Source organism: Paenarthrobacter sp. 10L420 (assembly GCF_056395385.1).
Window position 1 is genome coordinate 185525 of sequence record NZ_JBFTJK010000003.1, and the last position, 24024, is coordinate 209548.

Annotated in this window: 18 protein-coding genes; 5 read left to right on the forward strand and 13 right to left on the reverse strand. The window is 59.7% G+C overall.

From position 1 onward, the window contains the following. Positions 1-4: 4 nt before the first annotated feature. From AC1DD5_RS07655 to AC1DD5_RS07675, 5 genes are all read right to left on the reverse strand, one after another. Entirely contained in the window at positions 5-1453 is a 1449-nt protein-coding gene (locus AC1DD5_RS07655; protein WP_477521072.1) for a phytoene desaturase family protein, read from the reverse strand. Beyond that, positions 1446-2957 carry a glycosyltransferase family 87 protein gene (locus tag AC1DD5_RS07660; RefSeq protein ID WP_477521073.1) on the reverse strand — a complete coding sequence of 504 codons (1512 nt, stop codon included), beginning with the start codon at positions 2955-2957 and terminating at the stop codon, positions 1446-1448. The genes AC1DD5_RS07655 and AC1DD5_RS07660 overlap by 8 nt, the downstream gene beginning before the upstream one ends. 145 nt (positions 2958-3102) lie before the next feature. Next, entirely contained in the window at positions 3103-3243 is a 141-nt protein-coding gene (locus AC1DD5_RS07665; protein WP_223935169.1) for a hypothetical protein, read from the reverse strand. A 612-nt stretch (positions 3244-3855) separates the two neighbouring features. Then, positions 3856-4437, reverse strand: a complete 582-nt coding sequence (locus AC1DD5_RS07670) for a histidine phosphatase family protein (RefSeq protein ID WP_216924419.1) — start codon at positions 4435-4437, stop codon at positions 3856-3858. Next, the gene (locus AC1DD5_RS07675) at positions 4434-5915 is read right to left on the reverse strand and encodes a CCA tRNA nucleotidyltransferase (protein ID WP_477521074.1); all 1482 of its coding nucleotides are present in this window, start codon (positions 5913-5915) and stop codon (positions 4434-4436) included. The genes AC1DD5_RS07670 and AC1DD5_RS07675 overlap by 4 nt, the downstream gene beginning before the upstream one ends. Before the next feature lie 196 nt (positions 5916-6111). Here AC1DD5_RS07675 and AC1DD5_RS07680 point away from each other — a divergent pair, with 196 nt between their 5' ends. The 5 genes from AC1DD5_RS07680 (at position 6112) to trxA (ending at position 12165) form a co-directional block, all read left to right on the forward strand. Further along, entirely contained in the window at positions 6112-6615 is a 504-nt protein-coding gene (locus tag AC1DD5_RS07680; RefSeq protein ID WP_442005289.1) for an NUDIX hydrolase, read from the forward strand. A gap of 26 nt (positions 6616-6641) precedes the next feature. Beyond that, on the forward strand, positions 6642-8705 hold the full coding sequence (murJ, locus tag AC1DD5_RS07685; protein ID WP_477521075.1) for a murein biosynthesis integral membrane protein MurJ: 2064 nt from the start codon (positions 6642-6644) through the stop codon (positions 8703-8705). Positions 8706-8845: 140 nt separating this feature from the next. After that, entirely contained in the window at positions 8846-10555 is a 1710-nt protein-coding gene (locus AC1DD5_RS07690) for an ABC transporter substrate-binding protein (RefSeq protein ID WP_477521076.1), read from the forward strand. 289 nt (positions 10556-10844) lie between these two features. Beyond that, positions 10845-11801, forward strand: coding sequence for a thioredoxin-disulfide reductase (gene trxB / locus AC1DD5_RS07695; RefSeq protein WP_477521077.1), 957 nt, complete (start codon positions 10845-10847; stop codon positions 11799-11801). 37 nt (positions 11802-11838) lie between these two features. Further along, on the forward strand, positions 11839-12165 hold the full coding sequence (gene trxA / locus AC1DD5_RS07700; protein WP_216924410.1) for a thioredoxin: 327 nt from the start codon (positions 11839-11841) through the stop codon (positions 12163-12165). A 5881-nt stretch (positions 12166-18046) separates the two neighbouring features. On the opposite strand, the gene AC1DD5_RS07705 is transcribed toward trxA, so the two are convergent. The 8 genes from AC1DD5_RS07705 to rpmH form a co-directional block, all read right to left on the reverse strand. After that, positions 18047-19261, reverse strand: coding sequence for a ParB/RepB/Spo0J family partition protein (locus AC1DD5_RS07705; RefSeq protein ID WP_477521078.1), 1215 nt, complete (start codon positions 19259-19261; stop codon positions 18047-18049). 67 nt (positions 19262-19328) lie between these two features. Continuing rightward, entirely contained in the window at positions 19329-20342 is a 1014-nt protein-coding gene (locus AC1DD5_RS07710) for a ParA family protein (RefSeq protein WP_442005257.1), read from the reverse strand. 129 nt (positions 20343-20471) lie between these two features. Beyond that, positions 20472-21122: a 16S rRNA (guanine(527)-N(7))-methyltransferase RsmG gene (gene rsmG, locus AC1DD5_RS07715; protein WP_442005256.1), complete on the reverse strand. Its 651-nt coding sequence runs from the start codon at positions 21120-21122 to the stop codon at positions 20472-20474. Between the two features lie 6 nt (positions 21123-21128). Then, on the reverse strand, positions 21129-21680 hold the full coding sequence (locus AC1DD5_RS07720) for a Jag family protein (protein WP_477521079.1): 552 nt from the start codon (positions 21678-21680) through the stop codon (positions 21129-21131). After that, on the reverse strand, positions 21680-22654 hold the full coding sequence (gene yidC, locus AC1DD5_RS07725; RefSeq protein WP_442019002.1) for a membrane protein insertase YidC: 975 nt from the start codon (positions 22652-22654) through the stop codon (positions 21680-21682). Before yidC ends, AC1DD5_RS07720 begins: the two co-directional genes overlap by 1 nt. 16 nt (positions 22655-22670) lie before the next feature. Continuing rightward, complete coding sequence (gene yidD / locus AC1DD5_RS07730) at positions 22671-23039, reverse strand: membrane protein insertion efficiency factor YidD (protein ID WP_442019008.1); 369 nt, start codon at positions 23037-23039, stop codon at positions 22671-22673. Positions 23040-23103: 64 nt separating this feature from the next. Continuing rightward, positions 23104-23514: a ribonuclease P protein component gene (gene rnpA / locus AC1DD5_RS07735; RefSeq protein ID WP_442005253.1), complete on the reverse strand. Its 411-nt coding sequence runs from the start codon at positions 23512-23514 to the stop codon at positions 23104-23106. A 41-nt stretch (positions 23515-23555) separates the two neighbouring features. Beyond that, complete coding sequence (gene rpmH, locus AC1DD5_RS07740; RefSeq protein WP_011776797.1) at positions 23556-23693, reverse strand: 50S ribosomal protein L34; 138 nt, start codon at positions 23691-23693, stop codon at positions 23556-23558. Positions 23694-24024: the final 331 nt, after the last annotated feature.

Below are 24024 nucleotides of genomic sequence, written 5' to 3' on the forward strand. Positions count from 1 at the left end.
TGGCTTAACCCACAGTCAGGCCAAGCCCGGGTACCGGCATCTGGAATATGTCCTTGAGGGCATGTTTCGCCGCATGGTACCCGGGCATTCCCGTAACGCCAGGCCCGGGTGGGGTGGATGAAGAACACAAATAGACGCCCTGCATTGGGGTACGCCACGGCACGTTGGACACCACTGGCCTCTGCACGAGGCCCCGCAAATCCAACAGACCCGCGCTGAAGTCACCCCCCACGTAGTTTTCGTTGTAAGCGGCCAGTTCGGCCGCCGTCGTGGTCTTCGAGGCAACCACCACGTCCCGGAAGCCTGGCGCGTATCGCTCAATCCGTGCGGTGACAGCCTCAGCCATGTCCACATCAGAGTTAGCTGGCACATGGCAATACGTCCACAGGATGTGTCGTCCCGCCGGCGCCCGCGACGGGTCCACAAGGGACGGCTGGGAAACCAGCACGTAGGGCTCCGTTGGGTGTTTGCCCATGTCCACGAGGTTCTCGGATTCGGCCATGGCCATTCGCGAACCGCCCACATGAACCGTCCCCGCCCGCCTCAGGCCAGAGGCCAGCCAGGGAACGGGTTCGGACAGGATGTAGTCCACTTTGCAGGCTGCATTCCCGAAGCGGAATGCATCCAGAGCCCGACGATAGTTGTCGGGTATCTCAGCGCCACCCAGACGTGCGAGCGTCGGGGGTGCAACATCCAGCAGGATCGCCTTTGCCGGCCTGACCTGATCGAAAGAATCCACGCGCTCACCGGTGTGGATGGTTCCGCCGTGGGCAATGAGGTCCTCGGCCATCGCACCTGCAATTGCTGCGGATCCGCCCACGGGCACTACCCATCCGCCGGCGTGGGCCAGGACGGCAAGCATGAGTCCGGCACCGGTCGAACTGAGCGCCGGCTGAGAGCCCAAAGCGTGGGACATCACGCCGGTCAGCAAGGCCGGAGCAGCCTCCTCACGGAAGCGCCGTCCCCAGAACGGTGTTCCTTGGTCCAGGGTCGCGAGGCCAAACAACACAGCCGCAAGCGGATCCTTGGGCACACGGAGCAACTGGTTCGACGTAAAGTCCACCACCCCATTGACGCGCGCAAGAAGCGGCGCAATCAGCCGACGGTACGCTGGACCATCCACCCCCAGTTCCATGGATGTCCGTTCCAAGGACTGGTAAGCGAGTGCCGCCCCACCCACGTCCAGCGGTGTGCCGTGCTGGACTTCGGGCACGCGCAGCTCAATGCGCTGCGAAAGGTTGAACTCCTTGAAGAAAGGAGATGCCACTGCCATTGGATGCACCGCGGAGCATACATCGTACAGATAACCCGGCTTGATCAACTCGCTTGTCCGCGTTCCGCCTCCGATGGCATCGGCGGCCTCGTACAGATGTACTTCAAGCCCTGCGCGGGCCATGGTCACTGCCGCGGCAAGACCATTCGGACCCGAACCGACGACGGCGACATCAGCCATCGCTACCCACCTCCAACTGCCGGGGTGCTTCAGGCTCGGCTGGCTCAACCCTTGAACGCCAGGGGAGAACCGACGTGGACGGGTGGAGAACGTTAACCCTGAGCCAATCCTTGGTGCCCTCGAAAGGCCCGCCATGCGGATCGTCTTCGCCCAAAGCACGTAGGGGATCCTGTGATGGATCCCAGATATCCATCACCACCCTTGCCATCAGGTACGCCGTTGCAACCATGTGCAGGGCCACGGCCAGGACGTAGTAGGACATGTCTATGTTGTGCTGCACGGACCCACCGCTGGTCGCTTGGCCCAGGTACATCCAGATGGCGGCCCAGTGCAGACCTTCGGCGGCCTGCCAGACCAGGAAGTCCCGCCAGCGCGGTCTCGCGAGTGCAAGTAGGGGAATGAGCCAGATGACGAACTGGGGCGAGTACACCTTGTTGGTGAGGATGAACGCGGCCACAATCAGGAAGGCCAACTGGGCGAGGCGCGGGCGCCTGGGCGCCGACAAAGCCAGGGCACCGATCAGAACGCAGGCGATGACGAACAGGTTCAGCGCGAGCGAGTTGATCGTGGCGGCGTTGAGTTGGCTCCATTGAAGCCGATCAGCCACGAGGTTGAACGCGAACCAGGGCGAGCTATATCCGGCGGGCCGTTCCTGGGTGAACTCAAAGAAGTAGCGCCAGCCCGAAGGGTTCATTGCCGCGATGGGAAGGTTGACGGCCAGCCATGACGCAGCGGCCGCGGCGGCTGTCATGAAGAAGGCCCTCAAACGGCCACTGCGCAGGGCCAACACCAAAATGGCACCCAGAATGAGGACGGGGTACAGCTTGGTGGCCGTTCCCAGCCCGATGCAGATTCCCGCCAGGACCAGCTTGTCGCGGGAGAAGAAGTACATGGCTAGTGCGAGCAGAGCCACCGCCCACATGTCCCAGTTAATGAACCCCGCAAGGACGATTCCCGGGGCCAGGGCCACCATGGCGGCATCCCAGGGGCGGCGCTTGTTCATTCGGGCGGTCAGGAGGACGGTAATTATCCATACGGCAACGATCAGCGTTGCGTTGACGTCGAAGTAACCCAGAATGCGTTCGCTACTCACCCCTTGGCCAGGCACCAGCAGTGCGGTCAGTCCTGCGACGATCCCCATGAGGACCGGGTACTCAAACAAGCTGCCTTGCGTGAAGAAGGGGAACACGCCATCGCCCAAGCCGCGGTTGCGGAAGAGCTCGGGGAAGTCGGAGTAGCACGTGGCGTAAAACTGTGTTGGTGTCTCCCAGCCGTTGACCCGGCAATAGTCCTTCGCCAGCACCGCCAGCAAAGCAGCGATCACGGTGAGGATAACGAGGACGCGTTCTACCGTGAACGGTGCGGGGGAGATCTGTCCTGGGGCCGAGTGGCGGCCCAAGGGCCCACCTACAACCTCCGTGAAGTTACGAAGCAGGGAGTCGCTGCGGCTTGGAACCACAAAGCGGGCACGTTTTCGCTGCCGGTGCGGCTTCGTCTCCTGCATAAATCGAGCTTACAGTCAGGCAGCTTAACTATCGCCACCAGAGCAGACCGCTAAAAGGGGGAAGCCCACGCGTAGCCGCGTGGGCTTCCTGGGGTTCAGCATGCATCTGCGGCACCGGAAACTCCTTCGAAAGGGCTGAAGGGCATCAACGGATGAGTCCCATCTGGTGCAGGACGACGAAGACGTCTTCACGACCTTGCTTGAGCAACTGGTCGTTGAAAAGCGTACGTTCCTTGGGAGCATCGCTGCTCTTGTAGAAGCGCAGGTCCTTGGGGCGCTTAGGCATATGGTTCACCTCCTTTCATTGCAGGAAATGGCCGGAATTGGGCACAACAAATAAAGCCAATTGAGTTCAGGAGAAATCAAGGCATAAAAGCGCGCGCAAATAGCCCGACGATAATAAGGGGAGTGGGCAGACCTATACGGGAGCAGCGAGTGATCGTGCACAATTGCGTGTGCTTCCTGCAGTCGTCCCCAACAAGAAGCTGGTTCCGAACTTTGGGGAAACTGCGCACCCGCGGCTTGTTGCGTGGGTCTGCGCCTACAACTGACTGCTCAGAATGCCACCCTTGACGGGTGGCCATGAAGACCGCCGGCGTTGGAGCCGGTCCGGTGGTTCAGGGAGTGGTCAGCGCTTCGAAAAATGCTTCGAAAAAGGGCGTCGATCAGCGCAAGAGGCCGGGGTAGCAGTGACGGTCACATTCCATCCGCTAGTCAAAGTAATCATTTTTCCCAACCTCCTTTTCCGCTGTGGCATTACGTTCCGACTGATTAATCGGAGTAATGCGCGCCTCGTTCCCGGCGGGTCGCTCTGGGAACAAGATATAAGCTACCCCATGAATAGGAGTCTTGGCCAGCGCAATTCGCTATTTAGCCAAAGTTTTTCTAAATTCGCGTTTCAGAGTCCCCAACGGACAATCGCCGGCGTCCGCTTATCCCATCCAAGCGTGCAAACCTTGGCAGTTCCAAGAATGAAGTGGCGGCCTTCCTTGGCGTCCATTTCCAGCCACCGCGCTGTGAGAATACGGGAGAAATGCCCGTGTGCCACTACAAGGACATTGTCCATGCCCGATTCCAGGACACGTCCAATGATCTTGTCAGCGCGGGCGGCCACTTCGTCCAGCGTTTCGCCGTTGGGCACGCCGTCCGTCCAGATGAGGTAGTCCGGATTGTCCTTGCGGATGAGGTCGGAGCTGACGCCCTCGTAGTCTCCGTAGTTCCATTCCACCGCCAGCGGCTCGTGGACAGCATCGGGAAAACCTGCCAGTTCAGCCGTGCGGCGGGCGCGACGCAATGGAGAGGTCAGAACGAGGTCAAAATCGATGCCCTCAAGGACTTTGCGTGCTTCAACAGCCTGCTGCTCACCCTCGACGGTCAAGGGAAGGTCAGTCAGGCCTGTGTACTGGCCGCTCTTGGACCATTCCGTCTCGCCGTGGCGAAGGATCCAAAGTTGCGGACGCGGGGAGATCGCGGCGTTCATGAGGACTCCTTGGTTTCTTCGGCAGTTTCGGTTGAAGGTTCGACGACGGCGGACTCGGGTTGCGCTTCCCACCACGCCAAGAGCTTCTTCTCGGCTTCCTCCGGGGACAGCGGTCCGTGTTCCATCCGTTCTTCCAGAAGGAACTTGTAGGCCCGCCCGACGACAGGACCTGGCTTTAGCCCCAGAAGCGCCATGATTTGCGCGCCGTCGAGGTCAGGCCGAACAGCCGCCAACGATTCCTGCTCCAAGAGGGCCGAGATTCGGTGCTCAAGGTCATCGTAGGCGAAGGACAAGCGGTCGGCCTTGCGTTGGTTACGCGTGGTGACATCGGATCGGGTGAGCCGATGCAGTCGTTCCAGCAGCGGACCGGCATCGGTCACGTAGCGGCGGACGGCAGAATCCGTCCAGCCAGCGTCTCCATAGCCGTAGAACCGCATGTGCAATTCGACCAGGCGGGACACGGCTTTGATCGACTCGTTGTCGAAGCGCAACGCCTTCATTCGCTTGGCCGTCAGCTTCGCACCCACAACGTCGTGATGCCTGAAGCTCACCGCGCCGCCCGGTTCGAACCGGCGCGTAGCCGGCTTGCCGACGTCGTGCATTAGCGCGGCGAAGCGAAGCACAAAGTCCGGACCTGGTACGGGACCGTCGGCGCCGGTTTCCAGTGAAGCAGCTTGTTCGAGGACCTGCAGGGAGTGCTGATAAACGTCCTTGTGGCGGTGGTGTTCATCGGCTTCCAGGCGAAGCGCGGATACCTCGGGGAGGACAAACTCGGCCAGCCCGGTGTCCACCAGGAGATCGATGCCCACGCGCGGGTGCGCGCCATTAATCAGCTTGACCAGTTCGTCACGAACGCGCTCGGCGGAGATGATCTTGATGCGGTCGGCCATCTGGGACATGGCGAGCCGCACGTCGTCGTGAACCGACACGCCCAACTGGGACGCGAAACGCGCTGCACGCATCATGCGCAGCGGATCATCGGAGAAGGAGGCCTCAGGCGCACCGGGAGTGGCGAGTTCGGAGGCGTGGAGGTCCCGGACGCCACCGAAAGGGTCCACCAGCTCCAGGCTCGGCAGGCGCAAGGCCATGGCGTTGATGGTGAAGTCGCGGCGGAGCAGGTCCTCCGTCAGGGAGTTGCCAAAGGCGACTACGGGCTTGCGGGAGTCGGGATCGTAGGCCTCGGCGCGGTAGGTAGTGACTTCGATCTGGAAGCCGTTCTTCTTCATCCCGATCGTGCCGAAGGCCCGTCCTATTTCCCAAAAGTTGTCCGCCCACTTCTTGATGACGGAGATCGTCTGCTCGGGCGTCGCGTCTGTGGTGAAGTCCAGGTCCGGGGACGTCCTCCCCAGGAAAAGGTCGCGCACCGGTCCACCAACCAAAGACAGCTCGAAGCCGGCATCGACAAAGCGCTGCCCGAGATCGAGTACCACCGGATCGATGGTGAAGTTAACTGAAGAGCTGTCCAATACGTGCGCCATAGTTCCTTAAGCTTGGCAGATTTTTCCGCAGCATTGGGCCAGAGTTGCATCCGAAAACCAGCGGACCCATAACGCGTGTCTCCTGCAGTCCATCTTGCGGCCATGTCCCGGTCATCACTCGAGGGCAAGAGTCGTTAGAGTGGACTTCATGGCCAATCCGATCCCGAGCGCTCCTGGCAGGAGGACGAACGCACCGTTGCCGTCGGCAATCGGCGCCCACGTCGCGCCTGCCCCGCAGCACCCGGTCCAGGCCTCGCTTCCCACTGTGGAGGAAGTGTCGGCAGGCGGTGTCGTTGTGGACACGTCCGACGGCGAACTCCGGGTCGCGATCATCGCCCGCCTTAATAGGGGTGGCCGGCTTGAATGGTGCCTGCCCAAGGGCCATCCGGAAGGTCGGGAGAACAACGAGGAAGCTGCCGTCCGTGAGATCGCCGAGGAAACCGGCATCGAGGGCAACATCCTGGCGCCCCTGGGCAGCATCGACTACTGGTTCACCGTAAGCGGCCATCGGGTCCACAAGACCGTGCACCATTTCCTGCTCCAGGCCACCGGCGGCGAGCTCACCATCGAGAATGACCCGGACCAGGAGGCCGTGGACGCCGCATGGGTTCCGATCCAGGAATTGGCGCGCAAATTGTCCTTCCCGAATGAACGGCGCATCGCCGATTTGGCACGGGAAGTGCTTCCCGAACACCTCTGACCCGGGTGCATGGGACGATAAAGGCGATGTCTGAAGCCAAAACTACCCAGTCCGTTCAATCCGGAGAAGCACGTTCCAGCGCCATCATGGCGGCCGGAACGTTGGTTTCCCGGTTCCTTGGCTTCGCCAAAACGTGGATGCTCGGCGCTGCACTCGGCCTGGGTTCAACGGTCAATGACACGTTCATCAACGCGAACAACCTTCCCAACCTGATCTTCCTGTTGGTGGCTGGCGGCGTGTTCAACGCCGTCCTGGTGCCGCAGATCATTAAGGCCAGCAAGGGTGCGGACAGCGGCGCCGATTACATCAGCCGGCTCCTGACCCTCGCTGTTCTGGTCCTGCTGGGACTGACGGCCCTTGTCACACTGGCCGCGCCCGTCGTTATCGACTTAACGACGCAGGGCTACTCGGAACAGCAGAAGGCCCTGGCTGTCACTTTCGCGTTCTGGTGCCTTCCACAGATCTTCTTCTACGGCCTTTACGCCCTTCTTACACAGGTCCTGAACGCGCATGGCGCCTTTGGCCCGGCCATGTGGGCTCCCATCCTGAACAACGTGGTGGCCATCGCAGGCCTGGGCATGTTCATTTGGATCCTGGGTGCCAACTACACGAATCCCCACACACTCGATAATTGGGGACCAACCCAGACATTCCTGATTGCCGGGTTCTCCACGTTCGGCGTGATCGCCCAAACCGCCATCCTGATGATTCCCGTCCTGAGGCTGAAACTGGGCCTGCGGCCACGCTTCGGATGGCGCGGCGTTGGACTGGGCCAGGCAGCCAAGCTGAGCGTATGGACGCTGCTGACTGCCGCCGTCGGACAGTTGGCGTTCCTGTACGTCATGAAAATTGCAACGATTCCCGGCGCCGAACGGCTCCGGCTGGACAATTCAGGCCAGACCACGGCGGCCTCCACTCTCCCAGGTAACGCCGTCCTTGAAGTTGCGAGCCAGCTCTACCTATTGCCGCACTCGATCATCGCCCTGTCGCTGGCCACTGTCCTCTTTAACCGCATGACGCGGGCGTCCCAGGATGGCAACAAGGCCGAACTGCGTGACGCGCTCTCCCATGGACTGCGAACCATGGCTGTCGCGACAGTTTTTGGAGCCCTGGCACTGTTCGCGCTGGCTGGCCCGCTGGGCATGTTCTTCTCCGGCGGGAAGCCCCAGGACGGCGTCATGCTGGCCCAGACGCTCACCATCCTGGCGTTGAGCACGCCGTTCATGAGCGCAAACTTCATGATGTCGCGCGTGTTTTACGCCAACGAGGACGCCCGCACACCCCTCTACGTGCAGCTGTTGCTCGCCGTCGTTTATGTGGTGGGCGCCTTCTTCATCCAGTTCCTTCCCGTAGGCCAGATCATCTATGCGATCGCGGTTCTCTACACCTTGGGCAACATCCTGTCCGTGGTGATCAGCGTCGTGTTCCTGCGACGCATGCTCGGTCACCTCGACGGTCCGCGGATCGCCAATTCCTACATCCGGATGGGCTACGCGGGCCTTGGTTCGGCGATTGCGGGTGCGCTGGCGCTGTGGCTCCTCGGCGCCTACCGTGCCGACGGTTTCGCGTGGAGCAGCCGGCCGGCAGCCTTGGTGACCGTGGTCGTCGTCGGGCCCGTCATGCTGGTGGCCTACCTGCTCCTGCTTCGCGTCTTCCACGTCACCGAGCTTCGCGATCTCATGCGCCCGCTGATGGGCCGCTTTGGCCGCGGCGCACCGGCCATGGCAGGGGCCGCTGCTGAACCCACGACGGCGGCACGCGCCACAGTCTCGGATGATACCGGTTTGATTCCGCGCATCTCGGGCGAGTTCGATGCTGCCTCCTTCAGAGCCGGCCCGGCACTCGAACCGGAGCCCGCCGTCGAGGCTCCAACCAAAACTTCAGACTTTTCCGGCCCATCCGACTCTGAAGAACCGCACACGACCTATCTGCCCGATGAGGACGTACCGAGCACGGCCAAGGGCGGAAGGTTCCACCCGCAGGTCCCGTTGCCGGGCAGGCGAACCTACCAAGGCGATCCTGGCCACAATCCCTACTTTCCCGCCAACGGGGAAGCTGGACAGCACACCAGGCAGAAGCGGAAGAAGTGAACCGGTGCCGTCAACATGGGCGGCGGGCGCCAATCGGCTAGGCTAGAAATGAATACAGGTAGTTGCAAAAGCGGTACCACCGGCTCGCCGGGCGGACCGCGTGCAGGACCCGCAGCTCCCGGACAGCCTAGGAGGAACACGTGTCCCACCCGATCGACGTCGGATCAGTGCTTGGCGGCCGCTATAAGGTCACGGCCACCGTATTGACCTCGCATGACCAAGATCTGGTGCTCGACGGCGTGGACCAGGTCCTCAACCGCCCCGTCAGCATCCTCGTTGCCGGTCCCGGAAATGCCGAGCAGGTAGCACAGAGCGCCCGCGAAGTCGCCACGGGGGAGCGCCCTGGCCATGTCCAGATCCTGGACCTCGGAGTCAGCGACAACACCACCTACTTGATCACCAACCACAGCACTGCGCCGGATCTTCTTGATCTCGTGGTGGCCACCCACCCGCCGTACGTGGAACCGTTCTTCACGGAAACCCTCGGCAGCGAGATCTTCGGCCAGGCCCGCACCTACGAGCCCGAAACCTATGACGGCCTCTACGAAGACGACGAGCACGAAGCCGAGTACATCCAGTACGACGAAAATGGCTACCCCATCCAATCGGAATCGGATGCTGCCCGCGAAGCGACGGCCACACCTGCCGGTAACGTTCCGCCCATGCCTTCATCCAGCCCGTCGTCGGCCAAGGGTGGTCTCGCCGGAAAGCTCGCTGCTGCTGCGGCTGGCGCCGGGGCAGCAGGAGTTGCTGCCGCTGCCGCTCTGAAGAACGCCGGATCCAAGAACCACGACGCCGGGGCTGCCGCGAATGGAGCTTCCGGTGCTGGCGGTACTTCTGCTGCCGCTGCTAGTACAGAAGCCCAGCCGCGGACGCAGGCCGTACAGTCGCCGTCGTCCGGAGCTTCGCCTGCTACTACACCCGTTGCCCCGGTTCAGCCGCCTACCCAAGCAGTCACTTCACAGCCTGTGGCTTCACAACCCGTGAACCCGCAGCCCGCACCGACTCGCGAGTCTGCCGGGGAACCAAAGGTTTCCCTCTGGTCTGAGGAGGACTACGGCCTCGCTGCCGGCGGGGCGGCTCAAGCCGCTGGAGGTAGCTCAGATCCTGGTTACGATCGTGCTCCTACCAGCTTCCCGGCGTCGGCCGCTGCCACAGAAGATTACGAAGATGAAGAGGTCTACGAGGACGAAACCCCGGAACGCGAGCCGCGGTCCCTGCGTTGGCTCGTCGGCGGTCTGCTGGCAGCAGTGTTGATCGTTGGACTTGTCCTGGCGGTCACCAACCTGGGAAGCCTCCTGCCCAGCGGCGCTCCGAAGGCATCAGACAAAACAACGACTTCCTCGCAGGCAACGGGCACCGAGTCCGAAAAGCCGACGCCCAGTGAGACCGCTGCTCCGGCAACGCCTCCGGCCATCGATGGCATTACGCGCCTTGGCGACTTCCCCTTCGCTGCATCCTTCGATAAGGACCTTCCCAAAGCATTTGATGGGAACCCGGCCAGTTACTGGTCCGACATGGAGTTCGCTTCCGCCAACTGGGGTGGACTCTCGGGTGAGATGCCCTTGGTCGTGAAGCTCAAGCAGCCCACAGAGGTCAAGTCAGTGGTGCTGAACCAATTGGGCGGCTCGGGTGGAAGCATCAGCGTCTACACCAACGATCGTCCCGCAATGGACGGCGCCAAGCTCGTCGGCACCAACAGCTTCACGTCTCCGGACCTGACAATGCCGCTGGCTGCTCCCACGCAGACCCAGTACGTCATCGTGGTCATCAAGACGCTGCCTAAGCTTGCTGCTCCCAAGACCCAGTTCGGATTTGGTCTGCGCTTGGCCGAGGTCACGGTCCAGTAGTTCCGTTTCTCTGCGCTTACCCAACTAGGTAGCAGTTGAGCGCGTTTTGAGCCGCCAAAACGACACCTGCTGCTACCTGGTTTTCGCATGTGGGCCTGTCTTTGTGACTGATGTGGCCATCAGTCATCCGGCGTCCCCGCTTCGATTCGCCACGCCTCCAGACGGTACCCTGAATGATGGTGGGTTTTAGGCCCTCCAAATCCAACGGAATATTTGGACCGTTGAAGGGGTTGAGTCAGGTGGCTGCCCCGAAAGCCGCAGCATCGACTAAGGAAGAGGTTCACGCCACGTGAGCATTGCAGAAAACAGCGCATCGCAGGTGCGTGACGTCATCATCGTCGGTTCAGGCCCCGCCGGTTACACAGCCGCCGTTTACACCGCCCGCGCCAACATGAAGCCTCTGCTCATTGCCGGCTCCGTCACTGCTGGTGGCGAGTTGATGAACACCACGGACGTCGAAAACTACCCGGGGTTCCCCGACGGCATCATGGGTCCAGATCTCATGGAAAACTTCGAGAAACAGGCAGCCCGCTTCGGCACAGAGATTCTCTTCGAGGATGTCACCGAACTGAACCTCGACGGCGACATCAAGTCGGTCACCATCGGCACGGGGGAGACCTTCCAGGCGAAGGCCATCATCCTGTCCACCGGTTCGGCCTACCGCGAGCTTGGACTTAAGAACGAAAAGCGCTTGTCGGGCCACGGTGTTAGCTGGTGTGCAACCTGCGACGGTTTCTTCTTCAAGGATCAGGACATCGCCGTCATCGGTGGTGGCGACTCCGCCATGGAAGAAGCCCTCTTCCTTACCAAGTTCGCCAAGTCCGTCACAGTGGTCCACCGTCGCGACACCCTCAAGGCTTCCAAGATCATGGGCGACCGCGCCCAGGCGCACGAGAAGATCAACTTCATTTGGAACACTGCTGTTGAGGACGTTCTCGGCGATGACAAGGTAGCGGGCCTCAAGCTCAAGAACCTGGTTGACGGTACCGAATCTGAACTCGACGTCACCGGCGTCTTCGTGGCCATCGGCAACGATCCCCGCACGGAACTCGTAAAGGGCAAAGTTGATCTGACCCCCGAAGGAACGATTGCCGTAGAGGGCCGGACTTCCCGTACCAACATCAAGGGTGTGTTCGCCGCAGGCGACGTCATTGATCCCACCTACCGCCAGGCCATCACGGCCTCGGGTTCCGGTTGTGTGGCTGCCCTCGATGTGGAGCACTACCTCGCAGACCTGCATTCCTGAGCTTCACCAGACCAGCAACCATACGAAGGGAAAAGTTATGAGCAACGCTAAAGACGTAACTGACGCAAGCTTCAGCACGGATGTCCTGGCTTCCGAGAAGCCGGTCATCGTGGACTTCTGGGCAGAGTGGTGCGGACCCTGCCGCAAGCTCGGCCCGATCCTCGACGAGATCTCCGTTGAATACGGCGAGAAAGTTGACGTCGTGAAACTCAACGTCGACGACAACCCTGCCATCGCGGCCGAGTACGGCATCACGTCCATTCCGGCTGTGTACCTCTTCAGCGGGGGAGAAGTGAAGAGCACGGTCATCGGCGCCAAGCCAAAGCAGTTCTTCGAAAAGGAATTCGCAGACGTCTTGTCCTAGGTTCTCCTTAGTTAGTCAGTGAAAAGCCGGCGGCTGTCCCTCCTGAAGGAGTGGGAGTCGCCGGTTTTTTGCATTTGGCGAATTTGCACCCCCTAGCGTTTGTTTCTATCAGTGTGATTGCGCCAAACGCCCTGTGCGTCCGCCGAACTCCTCAATGCGTGTTCCCCTTACCTGGGGTAGCCGAACACGCACCCTCTCTCAGATCCCCACCCCTCCCGCCGGATCCTCTCTCACATCCCCACCCGGCCCGCCCGTCACTCTCTCACATCCCCACCCCACCCGCCGGATCCTCTCTCACATCCCCACCCCACCCGCCGGATCCTCTCTCACATCCCCACCCCACCCGCCCGTCCCTCTCTCAGATCCTGAAGTGCTCTGCAGACAGGGCCGTGGAGAATTTTGGTCCTGCCTAGCGATGACCAATGATTGGGCGCCTATCTCGGGGCCATGTTCAACCGGATACAGCAAACAGCAGCGCCGACGCGGTATACGCACACTCATTCTCAGTCCGCCGGCGAAGTTGCGGTCGTTGCAGGGCATCAGTCGCGCCGCTCCGATATCATCTGATGCCAATGTCCGGGTTCGCCGAATAGTTTCACCAACGCCGATAGGTTTCCGGTGGCAAATTGTCGAACAAGCCCGTACATAACCCTGCGGATCGACAGCATCATTTGGATCTGCAACTTCCGAACCGCCTGGCTCTTGATAACACCCGGCTCTGAGCCTCGATGCCCTTACCTGTCATGTCAAGCAACACCCAGGAGTCTCAAGCGGCCTAGTAGGGGACATTTCGCAGATGTTTCCCTCTTTTCTCCTTCGTGTCGTTCGTTCCGCAGTGGAGGGATGCAGTCAAGTTTTCAAGGTCGCTGGTTTTGCGGCTCACGTTCCATGGAGCATGCCGGACGCAAACAAGTGCACTTCTGGTCGCTGAGCTCCTCGGGTCTACGACAGGGCGCTCGAGATGTTTCACGTGAAACGGCTTCGCCTCGGCCCAACTTCGAGCCCCCAAACCATCTCGGCGCTGCCTACAAATTCGGACAACACACTGCCGCCTGCTCGCACCGAGGGAGTCTTGCGGTGTTTCACGTGAAACATCTACGTGCAGTGGTGAAGAATGTCATCTTGGGAGACAAACACGCTGTGAAGCCAAGGAGAAGGACTGTTGCAGGAAACATAGGCAGTGAGCACTAGGCAGCTTCACAAATGGCAATGACGCAAGGGGTCGGCAAACCCTGGGTACGCTCCACTTGACCTTAGTGGGCTCACCGCCCTGCTCGCTTGCCCCCTTTGCTGCTGTCCCAACCAAATGCAATAGACGACTGCGATGATCGACTTCATGAAGGTACCCGCTTCGAGAATCTGCCTCGGAAGGACTCAGTGCATGCGCACCAATCTCTCGCGAACATCGTCTGAGCTGTTGTCCTTGTCAATTTGCGCTCCTTGGCGGACCTAGCTAATTGTGCTCCGCCTGCCAGGAATACACCGGAAGGTATGGGCTACGCCTGAGAACGGTCATCACGCTTCAATACGGTACGCTCTACGGTCTGACAGCCCAATAGTTCACTCCAACCTTGATCATGGACCATAGGGCAGTGCGAACGCTCCCTCGACTCGCTAGGCCCTTGCGGGGGTCAAAAGAGCCGCCCCTGCCGTCTTCCTGGGGACTAGAACTGGTGTGGGATTCGACTTAAGGTGGACCGGTATTTCAACACTCGTGTCCAATGCGCGAATTCCTTCGTCGGAGTTCAATGCGTAACGGGCATTCGACCCCAGGCTGCATTTGGCGCCTGAAGGACACAGCTCGGTGTGGGGCTCGGCTCGACTCGTCTGCCATTGAGAACTCCACGATTGTTCCATGGACCCGGCAGGCGGGGCCCCAACCTGTTCAGAGCAACGAGCTCTCCAGTCCTGAACATCCGTTTCACGTGAAACATCTTGACTGGCACCTGGCAGCTCCATTGTTTGTAGGAACGGCTCCTGCGCGAACATGCAAACAATGCATTGTGCGTGCTGGTGACACCAGTGAGGCCGTACATACTCCCACACGGCCCAGACGGGGCGGTTGGAACCAAGTGCGACTCAGGCCCGCGTACGGGACAGTGGGACTTGATTACTGCGGCGCGCAGACCTCCAGGAGTACCGACTGGCGCTTTCCTGAGCCCCTGCCCGGCAATAGCAAGAACCTCATCTGGCCTGGCCATGGAAGCATGACCTACAAGTCGAGAGTTCTTCCTGCGACGTGCGTGGGCGGACAGCTTTCTACTGAGCTCGAGATGACTCCCTCCACCTACCGTCGACGCACCTTGGGAAGATGAAGGAGCGGCAGCCTATTGGAAAGGTTGCCGCCACGGAATGTCCTATCAACTGTCGAAGCGGGAACCACCCAGCACTCGATCACGCTCGACGGCAAGAGATTGATATCGGAACCCAAGCCTTCCAAAGAAGTGCTCTGCGGGGAAACCCCAGGCGATCCGAATGTTTCACGTGAAACACAGCAGTGGTACTGAGCCACCATGGTATGTAACCTGACCGTCTAGCTGTACGTTCACAAGATGGATGGGCCCCTGCAGAGGACTTCCTAGGCGGAAGGCAGTCTACTCCGACAGAAGCCTTACAATCTCAAGGACGACGCCGCTGACCATACCGCCCGCAAACGCCACTTACGTTAGCGCCCAGTAGGGGACGACCATAGGGAGGCCGTTGACTCGTACACGATGCGCTCCTCGTCCCGACCATTTGGGGAAATGCGTACAGCAACTTGCAGTACGCTGCTACCGTTGCCCGCCCAGCGATGGCCCCAGAAGGACAGTTAGAAATTTTCGGCATAGAGCTCGACCCAGTCCCTGGGGACGAAACATCCGATCAAAGAAGCCGGAGTCGGAGTCGAAACCTGGCTCTGACCGGCCCTCAGTACCTTCCTGCATGAACCGCGGTTCACCGGCGAACCTAATACACCACCGTGACGAGCCCCAGACGGCCTTCGGCATTGAACATGCTGTTGCCCTTGCACGGCAGTCGACTTCGCAGTTATGGACTAGACGCCGGCGCATCGAGGGTCGCTCCAATCTGAGCGATCCCGGGAAGCCAGCAGTGGCACGCAGACCCGGAGACTGGCTCACGTTATTCACAAAGTTATCCACAGGCTTATCCACCGGCCAGTTGGCCTTCAACATATCGATTCCACAGCTCTTCATTGTGCTGATCTTCGCCACCCCGATTCATCTCCGTCTGACTACTCCGGATCTGGTGAGGGTCTCCGTGTCGCCTTCGGTTCGCGTACGCGCCAAATTCCCGCAAATCAAAGTGTTTTGGGATCATGTGACATGAAATACGCCCCTTTCCCTGCCGGAGCGTTTCACGTGAAACACGCGTCGAATCTTCCAGGACGGATCGCGGTGCACGCGTCTCTTAATTTGTGCAACTTGGAAACTTCTGGAAACAGGCACTCCTTAGCAAGGGACAGACTTATCCCCAAAGTTATCCACAGGCTTATCCACCGCCCAACTAGGTGTAGTCCCATGCATCTCGATGTCAGCTTCCGCCCGCCGCGCTATGCAGTTGACAGTGCATAATGTTTCACGTGAAACAGACAGTGTCTGCCGTTCGTCCTCGACGAGGGTCCGGCACGTCCTTTCAGGAGGCCATCCACGAAGCCGGGTGACCGGTCGGCCGAGCCAGACCTTTAAGGCTAACGGCGATTACCGAGACGGAATATCAAGGCAAACGTACAACATCAGATCTATCAGGCAGCCAATGTCAAATCCATTCAATTCCCAACAGACCAGCCGTGATGCCTCGCTCACCCACGAGGTTCGGTGGTACGTGTAATTGCCCCTGGATAATTGGGTGTGGATCGCGCACCAAGCAAGGGCTGTGGGTCGCACGACGGAACTCATCGCTGCTGAGCGCCAGGATGCCATGACGCCGTCTTCCAACGTGGCACTGCGTCTCAAGGTCGACGACGACTTGGAACAAGCCGCGTGGTCCGCATAGGCCATTGCCACTGTGTTCGAAGAATTTGGGTGTGCGAAGATCTTGGATGGGCGAAAAGCTTAGGTAGTCGATGAGCTCGGATGGACATCGTGCCGACCCTCGAGCCTCAGTGGCTACTGTGGGAAGTTCACGGACTATGGCTGGAAAGGCATCTGCGTCGAAGACCGCAAACGGGGGGAGGCTTCTCCCTGACGGAGCCTAAGACCTCTTGTCCCAGTTGTCCTTCCGGCCGCATTGAACATTGGCGTTCTCCTCAGTTCAAGGTCCGCAGAATTGGCGGTCCATCTGCGTAGTCAGTTCGCTGGGCCAATACGATAAAGGGTGGCGGCAAGGCCTCGGGCGATGTTGTGCAGGTCCCAGGGCGTTAGCAGGAGGGAATAGGGAGGTTACTTGTGGAGTGGGCGCCAGTGTCGTGATGACTTCATAGATCTACACGACAACTGGAACGCCCAGCTCGGACCCCTCGAGCGCGCTACACGAGAACGTTCAGTTTACGATGCTCGAACCGATCGAACCGATCGAACACCAGATATTGGGACAATGGTCTATCGGACTCAAGATGCCGCCACTAAACCGTTGCATCTCACGCCGCTCCATCGCTCCCATACCCGCAACCAATAAGCACCCCTAGGACGTACGTCCGGCCTTGGCATGGCCGGTCCGTTTCATAGGCCCGGATCTAGCTCCCACATCCAAAGTCCGACTGACTTCCCTTCCTGGTATGGCGCTCGTTGGAGTGATGGGGAGTACGACGCTTGATGCTCGTCGGCAGACCCTAGTGGGAGTTCGCGCTACACCATCGCGAATTACAGACTTGTAATTCAATCTTGCCTCGTCGCACTCTCCGTATCCGCCAGTTCATGCTCTGTTCCTTCGGTCCACTTGAGACAACTGGGCGTTTCACGTGAAACAATCGATGTCCCTTCCTTTCCGTCGCGAGGCTGCTACGCGCCTCGCAGTGTTTCACGTGAAACAAGGACCGACAACCACGACCAGCGGGCCATGCGGCACCCAGGCGAGCATCGGAATGACACCGTGCCACGAGAAAAGACTGCAAAAGGCCAAAGTAGTGCATTCAGTTACTCGGAGACATGAGCTCAATCTCATTCCAACGAAATCCAGACCACGGACTGTATCTACACCTCCGCGTCAGAAGCGCGACCGCTTTAGATCTTCTCCCGGTCGTGCCGGAGTGGAACACTCAACGTCCCACGCCACAGCAAATCGCTCACTTTCCTTTAGCGCGGAGCGGGCTAGTTCAAGCAACCTCCTCCCAACAAGGAGAAGTCCAGCCATACGAGTCGGAACCAGGCGTAAAACGTACCTGCAAGGCGAAGGCTGTTCGAGGGTATGTGACATCCCAGTTTCACGTGAAACATCCCTCATCATCAGGCAGTCGGGTGCTGCGGGATGCGGCGTCCTTTCAAAAGCCACTGTAAGGCAGCTTCGGTACCGGCCTGCGCTGTTATGGCGATCTGCCTCCACGCGGATTCCGACTCCAGTAGCTTGAAGGCCAAAACGAGGTTCTAAACCCTGCTGGTTCAACTTGCAGATATGCTCATGAACGGAACCCATCGAACACGGACTCCCTTCTCCGTTGCCACGCAGGAGCGATTGCGGCTCGTGCGCGGCAGACTTACCGGAGCAAGAAGAGATGTGTCCTCTTATCCACAACACCGAACGCTATAAGAGCGCACAAAAAAATGGCATTCTGAAGCCTTGGGAGTACATAGTTTCACGTGAAACCATGCACTCGGAAGGGCAGCCCGCCTACCGAAGACCTAACAACTTCGCATTGGGAAGGACAAGACGCTTCGGAACACAAAGCTCCAGGGCACAAAAATGGGGCCTGCCCACACGGCAAACCCCATTCAGTTGGTCGGGAAAACTAGTCTTCAGAGCCCGGTCCCAAAACATCCATGATGCGATTGAGATCCTCTACGCTCGCGAATTCGATGCTAACGCGGCCCTTGCGAGCACCCAACGTGATCTTCACGTTCGTATCCAAGCGGTCGGAAAGCGAGGACGCCAGGTAGTCCAGGCGCTCGTGCCTCGCGTTGGGCTTGGGAATAGCACTCTTGGCTGGCGCGGTGGGGTCTTGGTACAGAGCTACGGCTTCTTCAGTGGCCCGGACAGACATACCTTCAGCAACGATCTTCTGTGCAAGACGCTCCATGGCGGCCGCGTCAGGCAACGCCAAGAGAGCACGGGCGTGGCCGGCTGACAAGACGCTGGCTGCCACACGGCGCTGCACCAACGGCGGAAGCTTCAAAAGTCGCAGCGTATTCGATACCTGAGGACGGGAGCGACCGATGCGGTCGGCCAGTTGCTCATGGGTAGTTCCGAAGTCTTCCAGGAGCTGCTGGTAGGCGGCAGCCTCTTCCAACGGGTTCAACTGGCTACGGTGCAGGTTCTCCAGCAACGCGTCTCGAAGAAGGTCGTCGTCAGTGGTGTCACGAACGATCGCCGGGATTGTTTCCAGCCCAGCGGCCTGAACTGCACGCCAACGGCGCTCACCCATGACCAGTTCGTACGGTTCTCCACCCTTTTCGGTTGAAGTACGTACAACAATTGGCTGGAGGACACCGATTTCCTTGACGGAGTGGACCAGCTCGGCCATGTCGTCTTCATCGAAGACAGATCGAGGCTGCTTACGGTTGGGATGAATGTCCGTCACCGGTATTTCAGCGAACCTCGCTCCTGGAACCTCAACCAACTCCACCTCGGGCGGAGTAGCTGCAGTGCGAGCAGCAGGGGCGGAAGACGCCGTCGAACTCGTCCCCGCATCAGCCGTCTTCACCGAAGCAGACGAAGAGCGCTTTGTAGCTGGCTTGGACGCGGCGGGCTTCGCCTCGCCGGATGGGGATGCTTCCTTCGCAGCGCCGGTAGGAGAACCACTAGCTACGCTCGACATCCCGGAGTCGGCAGTAGCTGTGGGAGCCGTAGCATCGGGCGCTTCCAGCGGCTCTGCTGTCTTACGCGCTTCCGGAAAGAACAGGTCCACTGGGCGGGAGGGCGCAGCGCCGTTTCCCTGGGCACCCGCGGGTGAGCTAGGAATGAGAGCCCCAAGACCCCTGCCGAGGCCCCTTCGCTTTTCGCTCATTGATTCATCCCTCCGATGGAATTGCCGAGTGCGGACCCGCCCAGGCTGTTGCAGTGTTTCAAGAATTCTAGCGTTCAGCGATTTCGGCAGCGGCTTCCATGTAGGACAACGCGCCGCTCGATGAAGGATCATAGGTCATGACAGTCTGTTGGTAGCTCGGCGCTTCAGAGATACGTACCGAGCGGGGGACCACGGCGCTCAGAACCTGCTCGGGGAAATGTTGGCGGACCTCAGACGCAACCTGTGCCGCGAGGTTGGTTCGGCCGTCATACATGGTCAGGAGAATAGTCGAAACCACCAGGTCAGCGTTGAGGTGCTTCTGGATCATCTCAATATTCTTCAGGAGTTGGCTCAAGCCCTCCAGGGCGTAGTACTCGCACTGGATGGGAATGAGAACTTCGCTGGCGGCGCAGAATGCATTGACAGTCAACAGACCCAGGCTGGGTGGGCAGTCGATAAAGATGAAGTCCAAACGTCCCTCACCGTTTTTCTCCCGCTCTTTTGAGTAGACGTCTATGGCGCGGCGAAGCCTCTGTTCACGAGCCACCAATGAAACCAACTCGATTTCCGCGCCGGCCAGGTGGATCGTCGCTGGGGCGCAGATGAGGTTGGGAATGTCAGGGCACGGAGCCACTACATCTTTCAGCGGAAGGTCGTTGATCAGGACGTCGTAGATGCTGTCCACATCTGCGTGATGCTCAATGCCCAGGGCTGTAGAGGCATTTCCCTGGGGATCAATGTCAATGACCAGGACGTTGAGTCCTGCAGACGCCAGAGCAGCGGCAATGTTGACGGTGGTAGTCGTCTTGCCAACGCCACCCTTCTGATTGGAGACCGTGAAAATCCGGGTCCGGTCAGGTTTAGGGAGTTCACGTCCAATCAGCCGCTCGCGTCGGCGTGTTTCGTTGGCCAGTTGGCGAGCGATAGGGCTCGAATCATCGATGGAGTCCATCACGTTGTGAACCTCATCCGTCAGCGTTTCACGTGAAACGGCAGCATTATCAACTGAATTCGTTCGCACAATGGCGGATTGAAGTGACGCCGAGGGTGTGGCCATGGCCCGCGCGGACCCCAGGGACATAAAGGGGGGGATCCGTTGCGTGGAGGTTTCGCTACTGCCCACTGGTCACACTCTCACTCTCATTCGGCGCTTGCTGCCGTTCTCTAGCCTAACTGCTCAGCCGCCGACACGCGGGAAACCGGGCGGTGACTAACCCGTCTTTCCGGGCTTGTTGACGATGATCCTCACCACGGTGGTGGGTTCCTCCAAAAGCTCCTGTCCACAAACCACAACGGACGTTTCCACGCCGCCAAGTTTACGGATGACCTTCTTGGCCTTCTCAATTTCTTCGGCAGCGCTGCGACCCTTGATCGCGACAACCTCCCCCTTGCCATTCAGCAGGGGGATAGTAAGCCCAGCCAGGTTGGAAAGAGCGGAAACTGCCCGTGCCGTAACGACGTCCGCATCCACCAATCCCACAGCCAGTTCAGCGCGGGTTCGCATGATTGTCACATTGTCCAGGCCGAGGTCGTCCACGACTTCCTGAAGCCAGATGACTCGACGCTCCAGAGGTTCAATCAGGGTCAGTTCAAGGTCTGGGCGGGCAATTGCAAGGCACAGGCCAGGAAGCCCGGCACCGGATCCGACGTCTGCCACGTGGCTGTCCATGGCAATGGCTGACTCGATGACTGCACAGTTCAGGACGTGGCGGCTCCACAAGCGCGGGATCTCACGAGGACCGATCAGCCCACGTTCAGTTCCGGACGTGGCCAGATGTTCTACATAGCGCTTGGCGAGATCCAGGCGATCCCCAAAGATCTTCTCTGCTGCCTGCAGTTCAGTTGCCGTAATTTCAACCATGAGCCGCTAGTCAGCCGAGACCACGATGTGGCGGCCAGCGCCCTCGCCCTCGGATTCGGAGACGAATCCGAGATTAGCGACAGCATCGTGAACTATCTTGCGCTCATAGGCGCTCATTGGCTCCAGTGCAACGGTCCCGCCGGATTCCTTGACCTTGGCAACGGCGTCCTCGGCGATCTGCTGAAGTACCCCGGCACGTTCCTTGCGGTAACCGTTGATGTCCAATACCAAGCGGGACCGGCTTTCAGTCGCCGAAAGGACGGACAGACGAGTCAGTTCCTGCAGGGCTTCGAGGACTTCGCCGTCCCGACCTACCAGGCTGTCCAGGGCAGTGGACTCTTCGTCAGTTCCGATGGAGATGTAGGTACGGCCGTTCCGGACCTCAATGTCAATGTCGCCATCAATGTCAGCGATATCAAGAAGTTCCTCGAGGTAGTCGGCAGCAATGTCGCCTTCCTCTTCGAGGCGGCTGGCCGTCTTGGACAACGACTCTTCCTGCGTGTCGTCCTGCTCCTCAGTCTCGGCGGCAGTTACATCTTCAGTGCTCTCAGCAGACATTACTTCTTCTTCCTGTTCTTACGTTGTGGCTGGACGCGCTGAGCCCTGATTTCGGCCGCAGCGGCAGCCGCGGCAGCCTCGGCGTCGTCGTCGTCCTTCTTCTTGCCACCCAGCAGCGGCGGCAGGCCCTTCGCGGCGCGGCGCTCTTCCAGTGCCCTGGCGGCAGGCGAGCCCGGAGTGGGCATGCGGCGGATAACGAAGAATTGCTGACCCATGGTCCAGAGGTTGGTGGTGGTCCAGTAGATCAGGACACCGATGGGGAAGTTGATACCACCGATACCGAACACGAGCGGCAGGATGTAGAGCATCATCTTCTGCTGGCGCATGAACGGGCTGGCCAATGCTTCTTCGGACATGTTCTTGGCCATGATCTGCTTCTGCGTGATGAACTGCGAGGCTGTCATGGCGAGGATCATGATGATGGAGAGGGTCCAGACGGCAACTTCCGTACCAGGTACCCCACCGTGGAGCAACGATGCAGACAGCGGCGCACCAAAGATGCTCGACTGATCGAACTCGATGACCTGTTCGTGGCTCAGCGCCCCAATGCCCTCGCCCGCATTCTTGGCGGTCGAGATACCAGACAGCACCTGGAACAGGGCGAAGAAGAACGGCATCTGGATCAGCATGGGCAAACATGCGGAGAACGGGTTGGTGCCATGCTTCTTGTACAGGGCCATCTGCTCCTGCGCCATAGCCTGGCGGGAGAGCTGATCGGTCTTGCCCTTGTATTTGGTCTGCAGCTTCTTCAAGTCGGGCTGCAGCAGCTGCATGCCGCGCTGCGCCTTGATCTGCTTGACGAAGACGGGAATCAGGGCGGCACGGATCACCAGCACGAGCCCGATGATGGAGAGGGTCCACGTCCAGCCGTTGGCGGCGGGCATGCCAAGGAAGCTCAACCCGTCATGGAAGCCAACCATGATGACTGACACCAGCCACTTGAACGGAAACATGATCGTTCCAAAGAAGTCCATACGATATCCCTATTCGTTAGGCCGCAGTGCGGCCTTCTTCATCAGCCTGAACAACCAGGAACTGGTCCGGGTTGTTCAGTACAACAATTGTGGGCGTCTGGCCATCGGGCCAATGACGATGGCCGGCGGGGACATGGTCCACTCCACCGGCATTCCAAGGATGGCATTTGGCGAGCCTCTTGGCTGCGAGCCAGCTACCCTTTACGGCGCCGTGCACCGTCACCGCTTCCAGGGCATATGCCGAGCAGGACGGAAAGAACCGGCAAACCTGGCCGTACAGGGGCGAGATGACCTTGCGGTATGTCTTCAGCAGGAGAATCAGGATATTTCGGGGCAGGTCCCACATGAACTTGCCAACCGCTGCCAACAGGCTCCCATGGGGAATCTTGCCAGCGGGGTCGCCAAAACCAGAGGGGTCAACTGAGGAAGGAACGACGGCGGTGCTTATGTCATGCACGCGGTGTCCCTTCCCTTGTGGTGCCGTTGTGGTCTGGCGAAGCGCTGCGTGGAACGGATCCACCCAGTCGCTTCGTCGTCACTGCCAATGCGGCGTTGTAGTCCGAGAGCAGTTGCTCCCAGCTGGCAGATGCAGCTGCGGGCAACGCCCGGACCACGACCGCCAGGCCCGTTCCATGCGTGTGCAAGGACAGTGCGCCTGCTTCTCTCAGTCTCCTCTTAACGAGGTTCCTGGTCACGGCGTTCCCGACGGCTTTGGAGACAATGAAGCCGATTCGACTCGGCTCCGCGGCCCCGATAGGGGCCGTATATAACACTAAGTTCCGGCGTCCATTGCGGACGCCGGAACGTACAGTTGTTGAAAAGTCGGTAGACGTCCGCAGACGGTTAGGGGTGGCTAGCACCGTCGAACCCGCAAAAAGTCCCTTACCGACAAGTCAGTTATTTACGCCGACAGTTCGACGCGGCCCTTGCCGCGACGTGCAGCCAGGATGGCGCGGCCGGCACGGGTGCGCATACGAAGGCGGAAGCCGTGCTTCTTGGCCCGACGGCGGTTATTCGGCTGAAAAGTCCGCTTGCTCACGTTAGTTACTCCAGTGGATCAAAGGTGCGCCCACCCGATCAAAAGGGGAAGAACTGGCCGACGCTAAGTTTTGTATGTGCCTGCCGCCGTTGCCTGCCGCACGATAAACGTACGTCGATGCAACTGATCACAAAAGCGGACACAAAGGACTTCACAACGTTAGGGCAAAAAGGCACCCCCAGTCAAACCGGGAGCCATTCCTGCAGCTATCCACAGCTGTGCCAAAGGATGCTGCACAGCCTGTGGATGAAGTGGCTCACAAGGCCGAAATCAGAACCACAACGGTGTAATTATCCACAAGCAACTTCCCAGCTATCTTCTAGCGATTCCA